This window comes from Polynucleobacter sp. AP-Nino-20-G2 (assembly GCF_018688235.1).
GTDB lineage: Bacteria > Pseudomonadota > Gammaproteobacteria > Burkholderiales > Burkholderiaceae > Polynucleobacter.
Genome location: NZ_CP061313.1, coordinates 965,162 through 980,704, shown reverse-complemented (window position 1 = coordinate 980,704; position 15,543 = coordinate 965,162). Strand labels below are relative to the sequence as shown.

The window sequence follows — 15,543 nt, the reverse complement described above, 5'->3', positions numbered from 1 at the left end:
CCAAGATGTCTGATGCATTAAAACCTGTACCCCCCATACCTGCACCGCGGGCTGGGCAGCGCTTTACCTTTTCAGGGTTGGTCGGATCATCCGATGCAGCGCTGATTGCTCAATCCGCCCTTCGTTACCGCGCAGACTTCTCGGTGATGGTGATATTTTGCGCACAAGCCCAAGAGGCGCAGCGCCTGCTCGAAGAAATTCCTGCTTTTGCCCCACAGCTGAAAACCCGCTTATTGCCTGACTGGGAAATCCTGCCTTACGACCATTTTTCTCCACACCAGGATTTAGTATCAGAGCGTCTTGCAACTCTATATGAATTGCTCAATGGTAGTTGCGATATTGTTTTAGTCCCCGTGACTACCGCACTTCAAAAGCTTGGGCCACCCAACTTTTTATCCGGCCACACCTTTTTCTTTCGTCAAGGCGACAAACTCAACGAGGCAGCATTAAAACTACAGCTTCAGCAAGCTGGCTACGACCCCGTTAGCGCAGTCATGCGCCCAGGCGAATACAGTATTCGCGGAGGATTGATAGACCTATTCCCCATGGGATCCAGTCTGCCATATCGCCTAGATCTGTTTGGCGATGAAATTGAACAAATCCGCGCGTTTGATCCGGATACGCAGCGAAGCCTATATCCAGTCAAAGAGGTTCGCTTGCTGCCGGGTCACGAATTCCCATTTGATGATGCCTCTCGCACCGCCTTTCGTGGTCGTTGGCGTGAGGTATTTGAAGGTGATCCCACTAGATGTTCTATCTATAAAGATATCAACTTAGGCATTCCAAGTGCTGGCATCGAATCATACTTGCCACTCTTCTTTGAAGAGTCATCCAGTGTTTTTGATTATTTCCCACGCTCTGGCGATCCCGTTTGGATCGTTAGCATTGGCGATATTGAGGAATCAATTAAAAGCTTTTGGAAAGATACTCTTTCACGCTATGAATTCTTAAAGCATGATCTTGATCGCCCTATTCTTCCGCCAAATGAATTGTTTCTTGATGTTGATGAATTCTTTACCGCTGCAAAACCGAATGCTCGCTTAGTTCTAGACAAAGAAGCAAAAGAAGCTCCGCAATTTTTAGCAGTCCCTGACCTATCAATCCATCGCCGCGATACAGATCCGATTAATCGTCTGCGTGCATTGGTATCAAAAGAAAAAACGAGAATCTTAATCTGTAGTGACAGCGCTGGACGCAAGGAATCCATTCGGCAATTGTTTGAGGAAAGTAATGATGTCTCGGGTCAGAGCGGCAAGCCCCTCTATCCATTAAAGCCAGAAAGCTTCGACGGCATAGCTGACTTCATCAAGAGTAATTCCTTATTTGGTCTAGTAACCGCCCCACTATTTAATGGCTTTACTTGGCCCTCTGAAAATCTCATTGTTGTCACAGAAGCGGAGTTATTCACAGCGACTGCGCGCCAACGTCGTAAAGGCAAGGATAGCGAAAGTGCTGATCCGGATATGCTGTTTAAGGACCTGTCTGAGCTCAAGATTGGTGATCCAGTAGTGCACTCTGACCATGGAATTGGTCGCTATCAAGGTCTTGTTCTGCTCAATTTGGCGCCGCCAAAAGAAGAGCCTATTTTTGAGGAATTCTTGCACTTGGTCTACGCCAAAGATGCCACCTTGTATGTGCCTGTGCAGCAACTACAAATGGTCACGCGCTACGCAGGCTCCGATCCAGACTCAGCACCCCTCCATCAATTAGGCTCAGGCCAATGGGATAAGGCAAGACGAAAGGCTGCCCAACAAATTCGAGATACTGCGGCGGAGCTATTAAGTCTTTATGCAGCTCGCGCCATCCGCAAGGGTCATGCTTTTGAATTCTCGGCCCATGATTACGCAGCCTTTGCTGAAAGCTTTGGTTTTGAAGAAACTCCCGATCAAGCCAATGCCATTGCAGCAGTCATAGGCGATATGACTAGCGGCACTCCAATGGATCGCTTGGTGTGCGGTGATGTCGGCTTTGGCAAGACCGAGGTTGCTTTGCGCGCCAGCTTTGTAGCGGTAATGGGTGGCAAACAAGTAGCGATCTTGGCGCCAACAACATTACTTGCAGAGCAACATGTCGCAACCTGGAAAGATCGCTTCGCTGACTGGCCGGTACGCATTGTCGAACTCTCTCGCTTTAAGACCGCCAAAGAAATTAACGCTGCTTTAGAGGGGATTGCTAAGGGTGAAGCAGACATCATCATTGGCACACATAAATTACTATCCAAAGAAACACAATTTGCCAATTTAGGATTAGTGATTGTTGATGAAGAGCACCGTTTTGGTGTGCGCCAAAAAGATGCTCTCAAAGCCCTTCGTGCCGAAGTCGACATATTGACTTTGACGGCCACGCCAATTCCAAGAACATTGGGGATGGCAATGGAAGGATTACGGGAGTTCTCCGTAATTGCTACTGCACCTCAAAAGCGTTTAGCGATTAAAACGTTTGTGAGGCGTGAAGGTGATGGCGTTATTCGCGAAGCAATCTTGCGTGAAATTAAACGTGGTGGCCAGGTGTATTTCCTGCATAACGAAGTTGAGACTATTCAGAACCGCAAGCATGCGCTACAAGAATTAATTCCGGAGGCTCGCATCAGCGTTGCCCACGGACAAATGCATGAGCGAGAATTAGAATCCGTCATGCGTGAATTTGTCACACAACGAACCAACATCTTGTTGTGCACTACTATTATTGAAACCGGTATTGACGTCCCTACGGCCAACACCATCATCATGCATAGAGCAGATAAGTTTGGTCTAGCTCAATTGCATCAATTACGAGGTCGCGTTGGGCGCTCACACCATCAAGCCTATGCTTACCTACTCGTCCCCGATCCAGAGGCGCTAAGCAAACAAGCACAACTGCGTTTAAATGCCATTCAAGCGATGGAAGAATTGGGTTCAGGCTTTTATTTAGCGATGCACGATTTAGAAATTCGTGGCGCTGGCGAAGTTTTAGGCGACAAACAATCCGGCGAAATTCATGAGATTGGCTTTCAGCTGTATACGGAAATGCTTAATCGCGCAGTAAAGTCCTTAAAGAGCGGGAAAGAACCTGATCTGCTATCGCCACTACAAGCCACTGCCGACGTTACCCTTGGTGTCCCAGCCCTTCTGCCTAATGACTACTGTCCTGACGTGCACGAGCGACTCTCACTATACAAACGATTTGCTGGAACAAATGACTTCTCTGAGCTCATGGGATTACGAGAAGAGTTAGTGGATCGCTTTGGCGATCTACCCGATCAAGCGAAATCGCTTTATGAAACCCACCGTTTACGCCTAGAGATGACCGGATTTGGCATCAAGAAGATTGATGCGACCCCTGTATCGATTCAAATTCAGTTCATCCCCAATCCACCCATTGATCCGATGAAAATCATTCAATTGATTCAATCGTCAAAATATATTCAGCTCAACGGCCAAGATAAGTTGAAAGTTCTCCCCCAAAAGGAACGGGATTTTGAGAAGCTAGAGCAACGTCTTGAGCATATCCGCAAAATACTTCGCAGCTTGAATGAATCCGCCATGCTAACGACGGCTCAAGCAAATTAACCAAAGCAATCCTATGTCAAAGCATCTCACCCTTGTCGCCCTATCTAATGAGTCCATCAGCCTAGAACTCTCTAAAGCGCTCTCTAATCACGCTCAGATACTCGGAATTGAGCTGGAGACAATCAATGGTGCCGCCAAACATGGCTCTTATTTCTCGCAGCGATGGAGCAGTAGCAAGACTCTGCTACCAGAAGCCAAAATGGCGATGAGAGAGATCGCCCTAAAGCATGGATCGGATCTAGCCTTTTTATCCCCCGGATTTAAGCCGCTGGATACCAAAGTGTTAGCGATGGATATGGATTCAACCCTGATCAATATTGAATGTATTGATGAGATCGCCGACTTCACAGGCAAAAAAACGGCAGTATCAGAGATCACAGAAGCTACTATGCGCGGCGAAATCAAAGACTTTAAAGAGAGCTTACGTCGGCGAGTCGCCTTATTAGAAGGGGTCTCCGCTGAAGTGCTGGAATCCGTTTACAGAGAGCGCTTACGACCAAACCCCGGTGCCAAAGAGCTATTGGCCGGCGCTACCGAGCGCGGACTCTACACGCTACTAGTCTCAGGCGGCTTTACCTTCTTTACTGAAAAGTTACGTCTGGAGTTGGGATTCAAACAAGCGCAAGCCAATACCTTAGAAATTGTCGATGGCAAACTCACCGGCAAAGTAATCGGCGAGATTGTTGATGGCGCCGCGAAGGCGGCTTATCTTGATCAAGCCTGCAACTTCATGGGCTGCCAAAAACATCACTCCATCACCATGGGCGACGGATCCAATGACCTTCCCATGATGCATGGCTCAGGCATCAGCATTGCCTATCGAGCAAAGCCAATCGTCAAAGAAAAAGCCGACGCGGCTTTTGACCGTGTCGGCTTGGATGCTGCCTTACTGCTAATCGCTTCATAGTCGACTAGCTATGAGCTGGGGCGCTGCCTTTATTTATAGGCGCTCGAAAATAGTTGCAATACCCTGTCCACCACCAATACACATGGTGACCAGTGCGTATTTACCTTGAACGCGTTGTAGCTCATGAATTGCCTTGGTCGCAATCGCAGCGCCAGAACAACCAATTGGGTGACCCAAAGCGATAGCGCCGCCATTCACGTTGGTTTTAGCTGGATCCAATCCCAAGCCTTTCATCACTGCCAATGCCTGAGCAGCAAATGCTTCGTTGGATTCAATAACATCAATTTGATCCAGTTTTAAACCAGCACGCTCAAGTGCAATTTTCGTAGCCGGAATCGGGCCTTCGCCCATGATGTGGTTTGGAACGCCAGCGACCGCGTAAGAAACAAGGCGGGCGATCGGCTTGTGGCCAGCCTTCTTCGCAGTTTCTGCATCAGCCAATACAAAGAATGCGGCACCATCATTGATGCCAGATGCGTTACCCGCTGTAACACTACCACCCTCTTTTTTGAAGACCGCCTTCATCTTGCCCAAGGTTTCCATGGTGGTGTCAGGTTTGCAATGCTCATCCGTATCGAACACAACATCACCTTTACGTGTTTTGATAGTGATGGGAACGATTTGAGATTTGAAGCGACCCTCTTTGATTGCATTGGCGGCGCGACGATGAGACTCTACTGCCAGCGCATCCTGCTCTTCGCGAGTCAGCTTCCATTTTTCAACCAAGTTCTCCGCTGTTACGCCCATATGACCAACACCAAATGGATCGGTTAACACGGATACCATTAAGTCGAGCATTTTGGTATCACCCATACGTGCACCGCTGCGCATCGCTGGAGAACCATACATACCGCGTGACATGACCTCGACGCCACCACCAATACCGTAGTCACAGTCGCCCAACATAATTTGCTGAGCAGTCGTCACGATTGCTTGAAGGCCAGAGCTACAGAGGCGATTCAACGCCATCGCTACAGATTCCATTGGAAGGCCCGCCTGAATTGAGGCGACGCGCGCAACATAGGCATAACGATTATCTGTAGGAATCGTGTTTCCAACTGTCACATAATTAATCAGCGCTGGATCAACTCCAGAGCGGGCAACCGCTTCTTTCATCACAATCCCGCCGAGCTCAGATGGCTCAAGGCTGCTTAGCGATCCATTGAAAGCACCAATTGCTGAACGTACAGCACTTAATACGACGACATCACGACTCATATCAATCCCCTTAGCTGTGCCTTGTTAGGCTAATTTATGGTCTTGAATACAGACCCAAATACTGTTTTTATTCCAATAGTCAAGTTTCGGCTATTAGGTCATGCCCTTGGGAGCTAATCACCGTAACCTTGATGATTTCACCTGCTCTGTAGCGTTTTGATGGCTTACTGGGCGGTAAAACCCTTACTAAGCCGTCAATTTCTGGGGCATCACCGATGGTTCGACCTATACCGCCCGACTCATCGACCCTATCAATCAATACTTGAATACGTTTGCCTATTTTTTTAGCAAGTCGTTTAACAGAGATTTCTTCAGCCTTAGCCATAAAACGAGCCCGCCTCTCTTCTCGAATGGCATCAGGGATGGGATTTGCAAGCTCATTGGCAGTAGCGCCATCAACCGGCGAATACGCAAAACAGCCTGCACGATCAATTTGAGCCTCTTCCAAAAAGTCCAGAAGGTATTGAAACTCTTCGTCGGTCTCACCCGGAAATCCAGCAATAAAGGTACTGCGGACCACTAGATCTGGACAGGCGTCGCGCCATGACTGAATGCGATCTAAGTTCTTTTCACCGCTCGCGGGACGCTTCATGCGTTTTAGAACATCAGGATGAGCGTGTTGCAAGGGGATATCTAAATATGGCAACACACCATAACCATGATCAGAGAACTCAGCCATCAAAGGGAGAATATCGTCCACATGAGGATATGGATAAACATAATGCAAGCGGACCCATGCCTGGTGCTCGCGGGCGATTTGATTCAAAGCATTCACCAAGTCAAACATCCGCGTTTTAATGGGCTTGCCGTCCCAAAAGCCAGTGCGGTACTGAATATCCACACCATAGGCGCTCGTATCTTGAGATACCACCAACAACTCTTTTACGCCAGACTCAAAAAGTCTTTTTGCTTCGAGCAATACCTCGCCAATGGGGCGTGAAACTAAATCACCCCTTAAGCTTGGAATGATGCAAAAAGTGCAACGGTGATTGCAGCCTTCGGATATTTTGAGATAGGCGTAGTGCTTTGGAGTGAGCTTGACACCGACTGGTGGCAATAAATCCGTAAACGGATCATGTGGCTTAGGCAGATGCTCATGAATTGCCTGCATCACCTCATCAGTAGCATGCGGCCCCGTCACGGCCAGAACCTTAGGGTGAATGCTTTGAATCAAATCCGTACCATCAGCATTCTTGCGTGCGCCGAGGCAACCCGTAACAATCACTTTGCCATTCTCAGCAAGAGCCTCGCCTATAGCAGCAAGACTCTCTTCTACGGCTGAATCAATAAAGCCGCAGGTATTGACTACTACGAGATCGGCACCAGAATAATCTTTAGCTGTCTCATAACCCTCAGCACTCAGTTGCGTGAGAATAAGTTCAGAGTCAACCAAAGCCTTGGGACAGCCCAAGGAAACAAAACCTACTTTTCCAGCCACAACTATTCTTTTTCTGTTTTGTTAGGCGGTGTAAACGGGAAGCCGCTAAAGATCGCTGGTGAATTTTGCATTTGCTCTTGCATTTTCACAAACAGGTCCTTGCTCTGCTCCATATAGTTACCCATCAAACCCTGCATTAATGGATTCTGAAGGTTCAACATTTTTGCCCACGCCTCTGGAGTACTGCCAGCCCCCAAACCCTGAGTTTGGTCACCGAGCTTATTGTGAATATCCACAAAAGACTGCATTGTCTTCTCTAGATAACTTCCCATTAAACCCTGCATAGAGTTTCCATAGAAGCGAATAATTTGAGAGAGCATTTGGGTTGAGAAAACTGGTGCACCGCCAGCCTCTTCTTCCAAAATAATTTGTAACAAAATATTGCGTGTTAAGTCATCTTCAGTTTTGGCATCAACCACACTAAAAGCATCGCCAGACATCACCAAATTTTTGATATCAGCTAGCGTCACATAAGTACTGGTTTGGGTGTCATATAAACGACGATTGGGATATTTTTTAATGAGACGACTCTCGCCGGTCTTCTTAGAACGTGTAACCATATGTTTTCCTAACTCTCGATACTGCAACGCAACATCGACATAGTTTATCCCTAGTTTGGCCTAAAGGTAAATATGCCGACGAGCGAACAACAAAAACAGCGAAATTTACGTGGTTTAACCCGTATGAAGGCCACCATTTAGCGAGAAGTCAGCTCCAGTGGCGTATCCACCATCATCGGATGCAATCCAACAGCAAATAGAGGCGATCTCTTCTGGGGTGCCAAGACGTTTAACTGGAACGCCAGCGACAATCTTTTCCAAGACATCCTCGCGAATCGCTTTGACCATGTCGGTACCAATATAGCCAGGGGAAACCGTGTTCACAGTAACACCCTTGGACGCCAATTCTTGTGACAGGGCCATCGTGAAACCATGCAAGCCAGCTTTGGCGGTTGAGTAATTGGATTGTCCAAACTGCCCTTTTTGACCGTTTACTGAGGAAATATTGATAATTCGACCCCAACCGTTATCTGCCATGCCATCAACAACCTGCTTTGTGACATTAAATAAGGAATTAAGGTTGGTATCGATCACCGCCTTCCATGCATCCGGAGTCATTTTGCGGAATACGCTATCACGCGTAATACCGGCGTTATTGACTAATACATCTACACGCCCTACTTCTGCCTTCACTTTATCGAACGCGGCGACCGTGCTATCCCAATCGGAAACATTTCCCTCGGAGGCGATGAAGTCATAACCCAGGGCTTTCTGCTCTGCAATCCAACGATCCTTGCGCGGTGAATTAGGGCCACATCCAGCAATTACCTTAAAACCATCCTTTGCTAGGCGCTGACAAATAGCAGTACCAATACCACCCATACCGCCGGTTACATATGCAATCTTTTGAGACATGTGTTTCCCCTTGTAAAAATATTATGAAGTAGCTGCTGTTGCTTTTTCTTTCACGTACTTACCAGGCGCAGCTTCTAGTTTTTTGTACCGTGCATTGCCAAACGTTTTGCTGGCCTTAATCTTTTTGCCACCAAACTGTTCTAACCATTGAGCGTAGTTGGGCCACCAACTACCCTTGATATCTTTCGCGGCCGCCAACCATTCATCGGCGGTTTTGGCTAACTTATTATTTTCAAAATAATGGCGCTTATTTTTAGCTGGCGGATTAATCACGCCAGCGATATGTCCAGATGCGCCTAATACAAATCGGTTTTTGCCCTTCAGAGTATGCGTTGATTCATAAGCAGATTTCCAAGGAACAATATGATCATCGTGCGAGGCATAAATATATGCAGGCACAGTAATCTTGCCCAGATCAACCTTCTCGCCACATACAGTTAGCTTGCCCGGTTTGATCAAATCATTTTGCAGATAGGTATGACGCAAGTACCAGCAATACATGGGTCCAGGAAGATTGGTTGAGTCACCATTCCAGTACAGCAGATCAAATGGCGGCGGAGAATTTCCTTTGAGATAGTTCTCCACGACATAGTTCCAAACTAAATCGTTTGGACGCAGGAATGAAAAGGTATTACCAAGATCAAGTCCAGACATCATGCCGTAGTTACCAGCCTCGCCGCCAATAGTGCTCTCACGCAACTTCACCATGCCCTCATCAATGAAGACATCTAAGATGCCTGTATCACTGAAATCCAACAGGGTAGTTAATAGAGTCAGACTCGCGACGTAATCTTTCTTACGCGCAGCTAAGACCGCCAATGCGGTTGAAGTGAGTGTTCCGCCAACACAAAATCCCAGCACATTAATTTGATCGGTTGCGCCAATATCCCTAACCACTTCTATTGCCTTAATAACGCCTTCACCAACGTAGTCATCCCAAGTGATCTTTGACATCGAGGCATCTGGGTTCTTCCAGGAGACCAGGAATACTGTATGTCCTTGTTCAACCATATAACGCACTACCGAATTATCTGGCTGCAAATCGAGAATGTAATACTTGTTAATGCAAGGCGGCACCATTAAGTAGGGGCGCTCATAAACTGTGTCGGTTAATGGCGTGTATTGAATGAGTTCAAATAAATCGTTGCGGTAAACAACTTGACCTTCTGTGGTCGCGATATTTTTACCAACCTCAAAAGCACTCTCATCGGTTTGTGAAACTTTGCCTTTTTTCAAGTCACCCAATAAATTCACAATCCCGTTTTGAATGGATTGGCCTTGGGTGCTAATAATGTTCTCAAGAACCTCTGGATTAGTAGCAATGAAATTGGCTGGCGATAATGCATCAATCATTTGTTCTGTGGTGAACAAAATTTTGACTTTAGTTTTTTCATCTGCGTCTACAGCTTTTGCAAGCGCAAGGAGATGTTTGGAGTTCAGCAAATAAGTTGCCGCAATCATCTTGCTCCAAGCTGAATGCCAAGCCTTTCCAGAGAAGCGACGATCTTTTACTTCAATACCATCAGGATTAGTAGCAAGATGAGCCAGCTCGGTGAAGTATTCATTTTGAATTTCTGACAAACGCTCTGGTGGAATTAATGCCATATGTTGCGGCGCCAAAGATGGCGCAACACCTGAATTCATGCCTGGAAACATATTGATCTCGTAAAGTTGTAGAGACCATTCTCCTTCTATAAGGCTTGAAGGGTTATACGCACTAACCCTAGCCTTAGGGCTAAGCTAGTAATAACCCCGAGATTATTTCTCGGAGGAAATCCAAATCAAAGAAGCAAAACGCCCCGTGACCTGATCGCGACGGTAGGAAAAGAAATGAGCCCTGTCTACGACAGTGCAAAGCCCCCCGCCCTGGATGCTATTAATACCTAATGACCGTAAGCGGTCTTGAGCTAAGAGATAGAGGTTGGCTAAATATTTCCCGGGGCTAGCAGGAATAGGTATAAATGCAGCCGTTAGATCGGAATGGCTCTGACCTAAAAAGACATCGACTACATCTTGACCCACCTCGAACGCCTGAGGCCCGATAGCCGGACCCATCCAAACCAATATATCTTGAGGCAACAAACCAGGAGACAGGGCACGCATTTCCTGAACGGTATTTTCCAATACTCCAGCGCTAAGACCCCTCCACCCAGCATGCGCAGCACCAACAACATCGCCGGCACGACTAGAAAATAAAACTGGCAGGCAATCAGCCGTCAAGACTACCAAAACATCATTTGGGTAGTTGCTTACAGAGGCATCTGCTTCATATGGTTGAGCGCCTTGCAATGCTCTCGATGCGGGGGTGCTCACTTGGGTGCCATGAACCTGCTTTAGCCACTGAGGCTCAGCGGGCAGTACACCCCTCAAAATTTCGCGATTTCTCAAAACATCATTCAAATCATCCCCAGCATTCAGGCCGAGGTTGAATGAGTCAAATGGTGGCTTACTGACTCCTCCGACCCTCGTCGTAAAGGCTGCTTTAACACCAGCCGGCAACAACCAGTCGGGAGATTGATGTAGAGCGAGAGACTTAGTCACGGTGATCATTGTGAATAGAGGCCATTAATGCCTCCTCTTTGGGGAGATCTTGCTCCCCCATAGAGACCTGGTGAAGTAAGCCCATTAAATCTTCGGGAGGCAACTTGAACCATGTCATCCACTCAGAAGTGCTTGGATGTTGCAAGCTCAAGGCGTAGGCATGCAAAGCCTGACGCTCGAAAGGGAGTGATTTAGCTACGCCTGGCGTTCGTTTACGGTAAACCGGATCTCCCAACAAGGGAAAGCCAAGGGATTCGAGGTGAACACGGATTTGATGAGTGCGACCGGTTTCTAGTCTGCACTCTAAGAGTGCAACTGGGGAGTCTAAATAAGAACCTTTAGCCAATCGACGGAACAAGGTGGCCGCGGGCTTGCCTTGGGGGGAGCCAGCAGCCATTTTGAGCCTATCCCGTTGATCACGCCCCACCGAGGCAAGAACCTTCCCTTGGGATGGAGCTTCACCCCATACCCAGGCTAAATAACGACGACCTACGGTTCTATCTTGAAGCTGCCTAACCAATGAAGTCTGAGCAGTATCTGTTCGGGCCACAACCATTAACCCGGAGGTGTCCTTATCCAATCGATGGACAATCCCTGCTCGGGGGAGATTCTTGAGCTCTGGAAAACGATGCAGTAAGCCATTGAGCAAGGTGCCCGTCCAATTGCCAGCCGCGGGATGCACTACCAGCCCAGCCGGCTTATTAATCACAATAATGGCTGAATCCTCATAAATCACATCCAATGGGATATCTTCTGGAGCAAAAGCATATTGCTCCGGCATTTCTTGGGGGAAGACCTTCACGCTTTCCCCGCCACGCAGTAAATACCTGGCTTTAGTGACTTTTCCATCAACCGTAACAGCGCCAGCCTCAACCCAGGCTTTTAGGCGATTACGGGAATAATCAGGCAAAGCGCCGCCCAGATACTTATCTAAACGCTCGCCAGAGACCTCATCGGGTATTTCTAGGGCAATGAAATCCTCTTCATCGATATAATCAATGGGATTCGAATCGGGAGTATGCGGCAATGCCACGCTTAAAGAGCCTTTTAGTTATGTCGGACGTTATTACAGACGCCAGTTTAAGGCTTGCTGCCATTTTGAAGTCATCTTCTAAAAAATCCATCCTTGCCCTGCTGCTTGGCGCCAGCGTTAGCACCCTCTTATTAAGTGGCTGTGCCGGTAGCGATGGCACTAAAGACGATAGCGATCTTTGGTCCGAAACAAAGCTTTACTCAGAAGCTAATGAAAAGCTAAACGACGCTGATTACGCTAAGTGCGGCAAATACTTTGAGAAATTAGAAGGCCGTTTCCCGTTTGGCCCTTACTCGCAACAAGCGCAAATCAATGCTGCCTATTGCTACTGGAAGGGTCAAGAGCAAGCGCAAGCTTTGGTGGCAATTGATCGCTTCATTAAGCTGCACCAAGGCAGCCCAAATTTAGATTATGCCTATTACCTCAAGGGACTCATTAGCTTTAATGATGACTTGGGTTGGCTTGGAAAATTCACTGGTCAAGATCTCAGTGAGCGCGATCCTAAAGCGGCTAAAGAGGCTTTTGAATCATTTAAGGTGGTTGTAGAGAGATTTCCGGATAGTAAATATGCGCCAGATTCTTTAGACCGCATGCGCTATATCGTGAACTCCCTAGCAGAAGCAGATGTCATCGTTGCACGCTTTTACTATCAGCGCGGCGCTTATCTCGCATCCGCAAACCGTGCACAACTAGTAATTCATGATTATGATCGCGCGCCTGCAGTAGAGGAAGCGCTCTATTTGCTAGTAAAGTCTTACGAAAAGTTGGGAATGACTGATTTAAGTAATGACTCATTAAGAGTATTCAAACTGAACTTCCCAGACAGTCAAATGATGGTCACAGGCCAACGCGTTCAAAAAGAGCGCAGATGGTGGCAAATCTGGAACAAATAATTGTGTTGGGGTAATTTGGCTTACCGAATTACCCTGCTCATTATTCAGTAACAACCGGCACACGAGGCGCCAAAGCGCAAATCAACTCGTAACCAATCGTTCCACTCATTTGAGCAACATCATCTACAGGCACCTCGCTACCCCATAACTCAACAACACTGCCAATTTTTGCATTGGGGGCGTCGCGTAAATCAATCGTCAACATATCCATAGATACTTGACCAACGATGGGGCAAACTACGCCGTCATTATCACTGCCTGCGCCTTCAACCCAGACCGGCGTTCCGTCCTGAGCATGTCTAGGATAGCCATCGGCATATCCACAAGCAATCACCGCAATACGCATCTCTTCTGGGGCTTCAAAGCGACCGCCATATCCAACGCGGTCACCCTTCTGAAGAGTCTGTATATCAATAATTTCACTGCGAAGTTGCATTACCGCCTGAAAATCAGATCGCACGATATCGGCATAACTACCCGTTGGAGAAACTCCGTATAACAAGATTCCAGGCCTTACCCAATCGCTTGGCACATTACGGTGCCATAAAATGGCTGCTGAGTTAGCCAATGATGTTGGCGCTGAAAGCCCTTCGATAGCACCCTCAAAACACTCAAGCTGCTCGCCCACGCTTGGCGAACGATCCACCTGATCAGCATTGGCAAAATGCGTCATGTGATGCAAATGGCATCCAACTGAATGAAGGCGATGAAAAGCGGTGCGGTATTCATCAGGCTTGAATCCCAAGCGATTCATCCCCGAATTTAGCTTCAAGAAAACATCGATTGGCTGGCTGGAATGGTGTTGATATGACTCAAGCCATTGAACTTGCTTTTCGCTGTGAACAACCAGGTCACAATGCAACTGCGCCGCAAGGGTCAACTCTTCTCTCTGAAATAGCCCCTCCAACAGCAAGATGCGTCCACGCCAACCATGATCCCTCAGCCATTGCGCATCAGCAATATCAAGCAGGGCAAATCCATCAGTCGATTCAAGCCCTTTTATAGCTGCTTCGATGGTGTGGCCATAGGCTTTTGCCTTAATAACCGACCAAATCTTAGATTGCGGGGCGAGTTCACGAATTCGGTTTAAATTATGACGAAAGGCCTCGGTGCGAATAGATGCCAAAATTGGCCTATTAATCAAGCGATTAGCTGATAAGCCCATATCCACCCCTCCTTTCATGTTTTAATTGCATTAATGACTAGATTGTACGAATGAACCGCAGTTTTTACATCATTATGGCGGCGCAATTTTTTTCGTCGCTTGCTGATAACGCATTGCTGATCGCAGCAATCGCCCTCTTGGTCCAGCTTAACGCTCCGGCCTGGATGACTCCTTTACTCAAATTATTCTTCGTTTTGTCCTACGTGTTGCTAGCTGCTTTTGTTGGCGCCTTTGCGGATTCACGTCCAAAGGGCAATGTCATGTTTATTACCAACACCATCAAATTCATTGGTTGTGTTGTTATGCTGTTCGGTAGCCACCCTTTGCTGGCTTACGCCATCGTTGGCCTAGGGGCTGCAGCCTACTCGCCGGCTAAATACGGAATCCTGACAGAACTGCTCCCCCCAGAGAAATTGGTGGCAGCCAATGGCTGGATTGAGGGGCTCACAGTAGGCTCCATCATCATGGGTACGGTGCTTGGCGGTGTACTGATCAGCAAAACTGTTTCACAGAGCCTACTCGGTCTTGATATGCCAATCCTGGATACCTCGATTGATACAGCGGCAGAATCCGCCATTCTGATCATCATGATGATTTATGTATTGGCCGCCCTGATTAACCTTCGCATCCCCGATACCGGTGCCCGCTATGTATCCCAAAAAACCAACCCGATTGAGCTGGTAAAGGATTTTGCGATTTGCTTCAAGACGCTCTGGGATGATCGCCTTGGCCAAATCTCCCTAGCGGTAACCACTTTATTTTGGGGTGCCGGGGCCACTCTTCAGTTCATTGTGATTAAGTGGGCACAAGTAGCGCTTCACATGACCCTTTCCCAGGGCGCCATTCTGCAAGCAATCTCGGCTTTTGGAGTCGCAGGAGGGGCAGTTTGGGCAGCTTGGCGCGTTCCATTGCGGCACTCCCTTAAAGTATTGCCTTATGGCATTGCCATGGGCCTTGTAGTCTGCGTTATGGCAATTTACAACTCTGACATGTTGCCCAACACTACTTTGTGGACGGTCGGAGGCCTAGAAGTCAGCTTAAATCTAGTGCCGGCGTATTTTCTACTCATTCTGGTTGGCTGGTTGGCTGGCTACTTTGTCGTACCCATGAATGCCCTACTCCAGCACCGCGGTCACGTATTAATGTCTGCAGGACATTCGATAGCGGTTCAAAACTTTAATGAAAATATTTCCGTCTTAGTCATGCTAATTGTCTACTCAGGATTAATCTGGCTCGACGTTCCAATTCAGTTTGTGATTATTGGGTTTGGCGTGGCTGTGAGTGCAATTATGTGGCTCGTCATCAAGAGACATGCCGCCAATCAAGCTGAATATGACTCGATGCATCTCATTGGTGAACACAAGCACTAATGCATTGTGGTGAAC

General features: G+C 47.6%; 12 protein-coding genes. 4 read left to right on the top strand and 8 right to left on the bottom strand.

Going from position 1 to position 15,543, the window contains the following annotated elements:
- The first annotated feature begins 5 nt into the window (after window positions 1-5).
- Both mfd and serB read left to right on the top strand, forming a co-directional pair.
- On the top strand, window positions 6-3,548 hold the full coding sequence (mfd, locus tag FD960_RS05115) for a transcription-repair coupling factor (protein WP_215300454.1): 3,543 nt from the start codon (window positions 6-8) through the stop codon (window positions 3,546-3,548).
- 13 nt (window positions 3,549-3,561) lie between these two features.
- Window positions 3,562-4,455, top strand: a complete 894-nt coding sequence (gene serB / locus FD960_RS05110) for a phosphoserine phosphatase SerB (RefSeq protein WP_215300452.1) — start codon at window positions 3,562-3,564, stop codon at window positions 4,453-4,455.
- Between the two features lie 33 nt (window positions 4,456-4,488).
- Here serB and FD960_RS05105 read toward each other — a convergent pair whose 3' ends face one another.
- The 7 genes from FD960_RS05105 to FD960_RS05075 all read right to left on the bottom strand — a co-directional run bounded on the left by FD960_RS05105 (window position 4,489) and on the right by FD960_RS05075 (window position 12,100).
- The gene (locus FD960_RS05105) at window positions 4,489-5,673 is read right to left on the bottom strand and encodes an acetyl-CoA C-acyltransferase family protein (RefSeq protein WP_215300451.1); all 1,185 of its coding nucleotides are present in this window, start codon (window positions 5,671-5,673) and stop codon (window positions 4,489-4,491) included.
- Between the two features lie 79 nt (window positions 5,674-5,752).
- The gene (rimO, locus tag FD960_RS05100) at window positions 5,753-7,111 is read right to left on the bottom strand and encodes a 30S ribosomal protein S12 methylthiotransferase RimO (protein WP_215300449.1); all 1,359 of its coding nucleotides are present in this window, start codon (window positions 7,109-7,111) and stop codon (window positions 5,753-5,755) included.
- A gap of 2 nt (window positions 7,112-7,113) precedes the next feature.
- Entirely contained in the window at window positions 7,114-7,671 is a 558-nt protein-coding gene (gene phaR, locus FD960_RS05095) for a polyhydroxyalkanoate synthesis repressor PhaR (RefSeq protein WP_215300447.1), read from the bottom strand.
- A gap of 114 nt (window positions 7,672-7,785) precedes the next feature.
- Window positions 7,786-8,526, bottom strand: coding sequence for a 3-ketoacyl-ACP reductase (locus FD960_RS05090; protein WP_215300445.1), 741 nt, complete (start codon window positions 8,524-8,526; stop codon window positions 7,786-7,788).
- Between the two features lie 21 nt (window positions 8,527-8,547).
- Complete coding sequence (gene phaC / locus FD960_RS05085) at window positions 8,548-10,182, bottom strand: class I poly(R)-hydroxyalkanoic acid synthase (RefSeq protein ID WP_215300444.1); 1,635 nt, start codon at window positions 10,180-10,182, stop codon at window positions 8,548-8,550.
- Between the two features lie 102 nt (window positions 10,183-10,284).
- Window positions 10,285-11,067: a peptidoglycan editing factor PgeF gene (gene pgeF, locus FD960_RS05080; RefSeq protein ID WP_251369857.1), complete on the bottom strand. Its 783-nt coding sequence runs from the start codon at window positions 11,065-11,067 to the stop codon at window positions 10,285-10,287.
- Window positions 11,060-12,100, bottom strand: coding sequence for an RluA family pseudouridine synthase (locus FD960_RS05075; protein ID WP_215300441.1), 1,041 nt, complete (start codon window positions 12,098-12,100; stop codon window positions 11,060-11,062). The genes pgeF and FD960_RS05075 overlap by 8 nt, the downstream gene beginning before the upstream one ends.
- A 20-nt stretch (window positions 12,101-12,120) precedes the next feature.
- Between FD960_RS05075 and FD960_RS05070 the strand changes: the two genes are divergently transcribed.
- Complete coding sequence (locus tag FD960_RS05070) at window positions 12,121-12,993, top strand: outer membrane protein assembly factor BamD (RefSeq protein WP_215300439.1); 873 nt, start codon at window positions 12,121-12,123, stop codon at window positions 12,991-12,993.
- A 40-nt stretch (window positions 12,994-13,033) separates the two neighbouring features.
- Here FD960_RS05070 and alr read toward each other — a convergent pair whose 3' ends face one another.
- Complete coding sequence (gene alr, locus FD960_RS05065) at window positions 13,034-14,134, bottom strand: alanine racemase (protein ID WP_215300605.1); 1,101 nt, start codon at window positions 14,132-14,134, stop codon at window positions 13,034-13,036.
- A 74-nt stretch (window positions 14,135-14,208) separates the two neighbouring features.
- Between alr and lplT the strand changes: the two genes are divergently transcribed.
- Window positions 14,209-15,528 (top strand): lysophospholipid transporter LplT, encoded by a 1,320-nt coding sequence (gene lplT / locus FD960_RS05060; protein WP_215300437.1) that lies wholly within the window; start codon window positions 14,209-14,211, stop codon window positions 15,526-15,528.
- The last annotated feature ends 15 nt before the right edge of the window (window positions 15,529-15,543 follow it).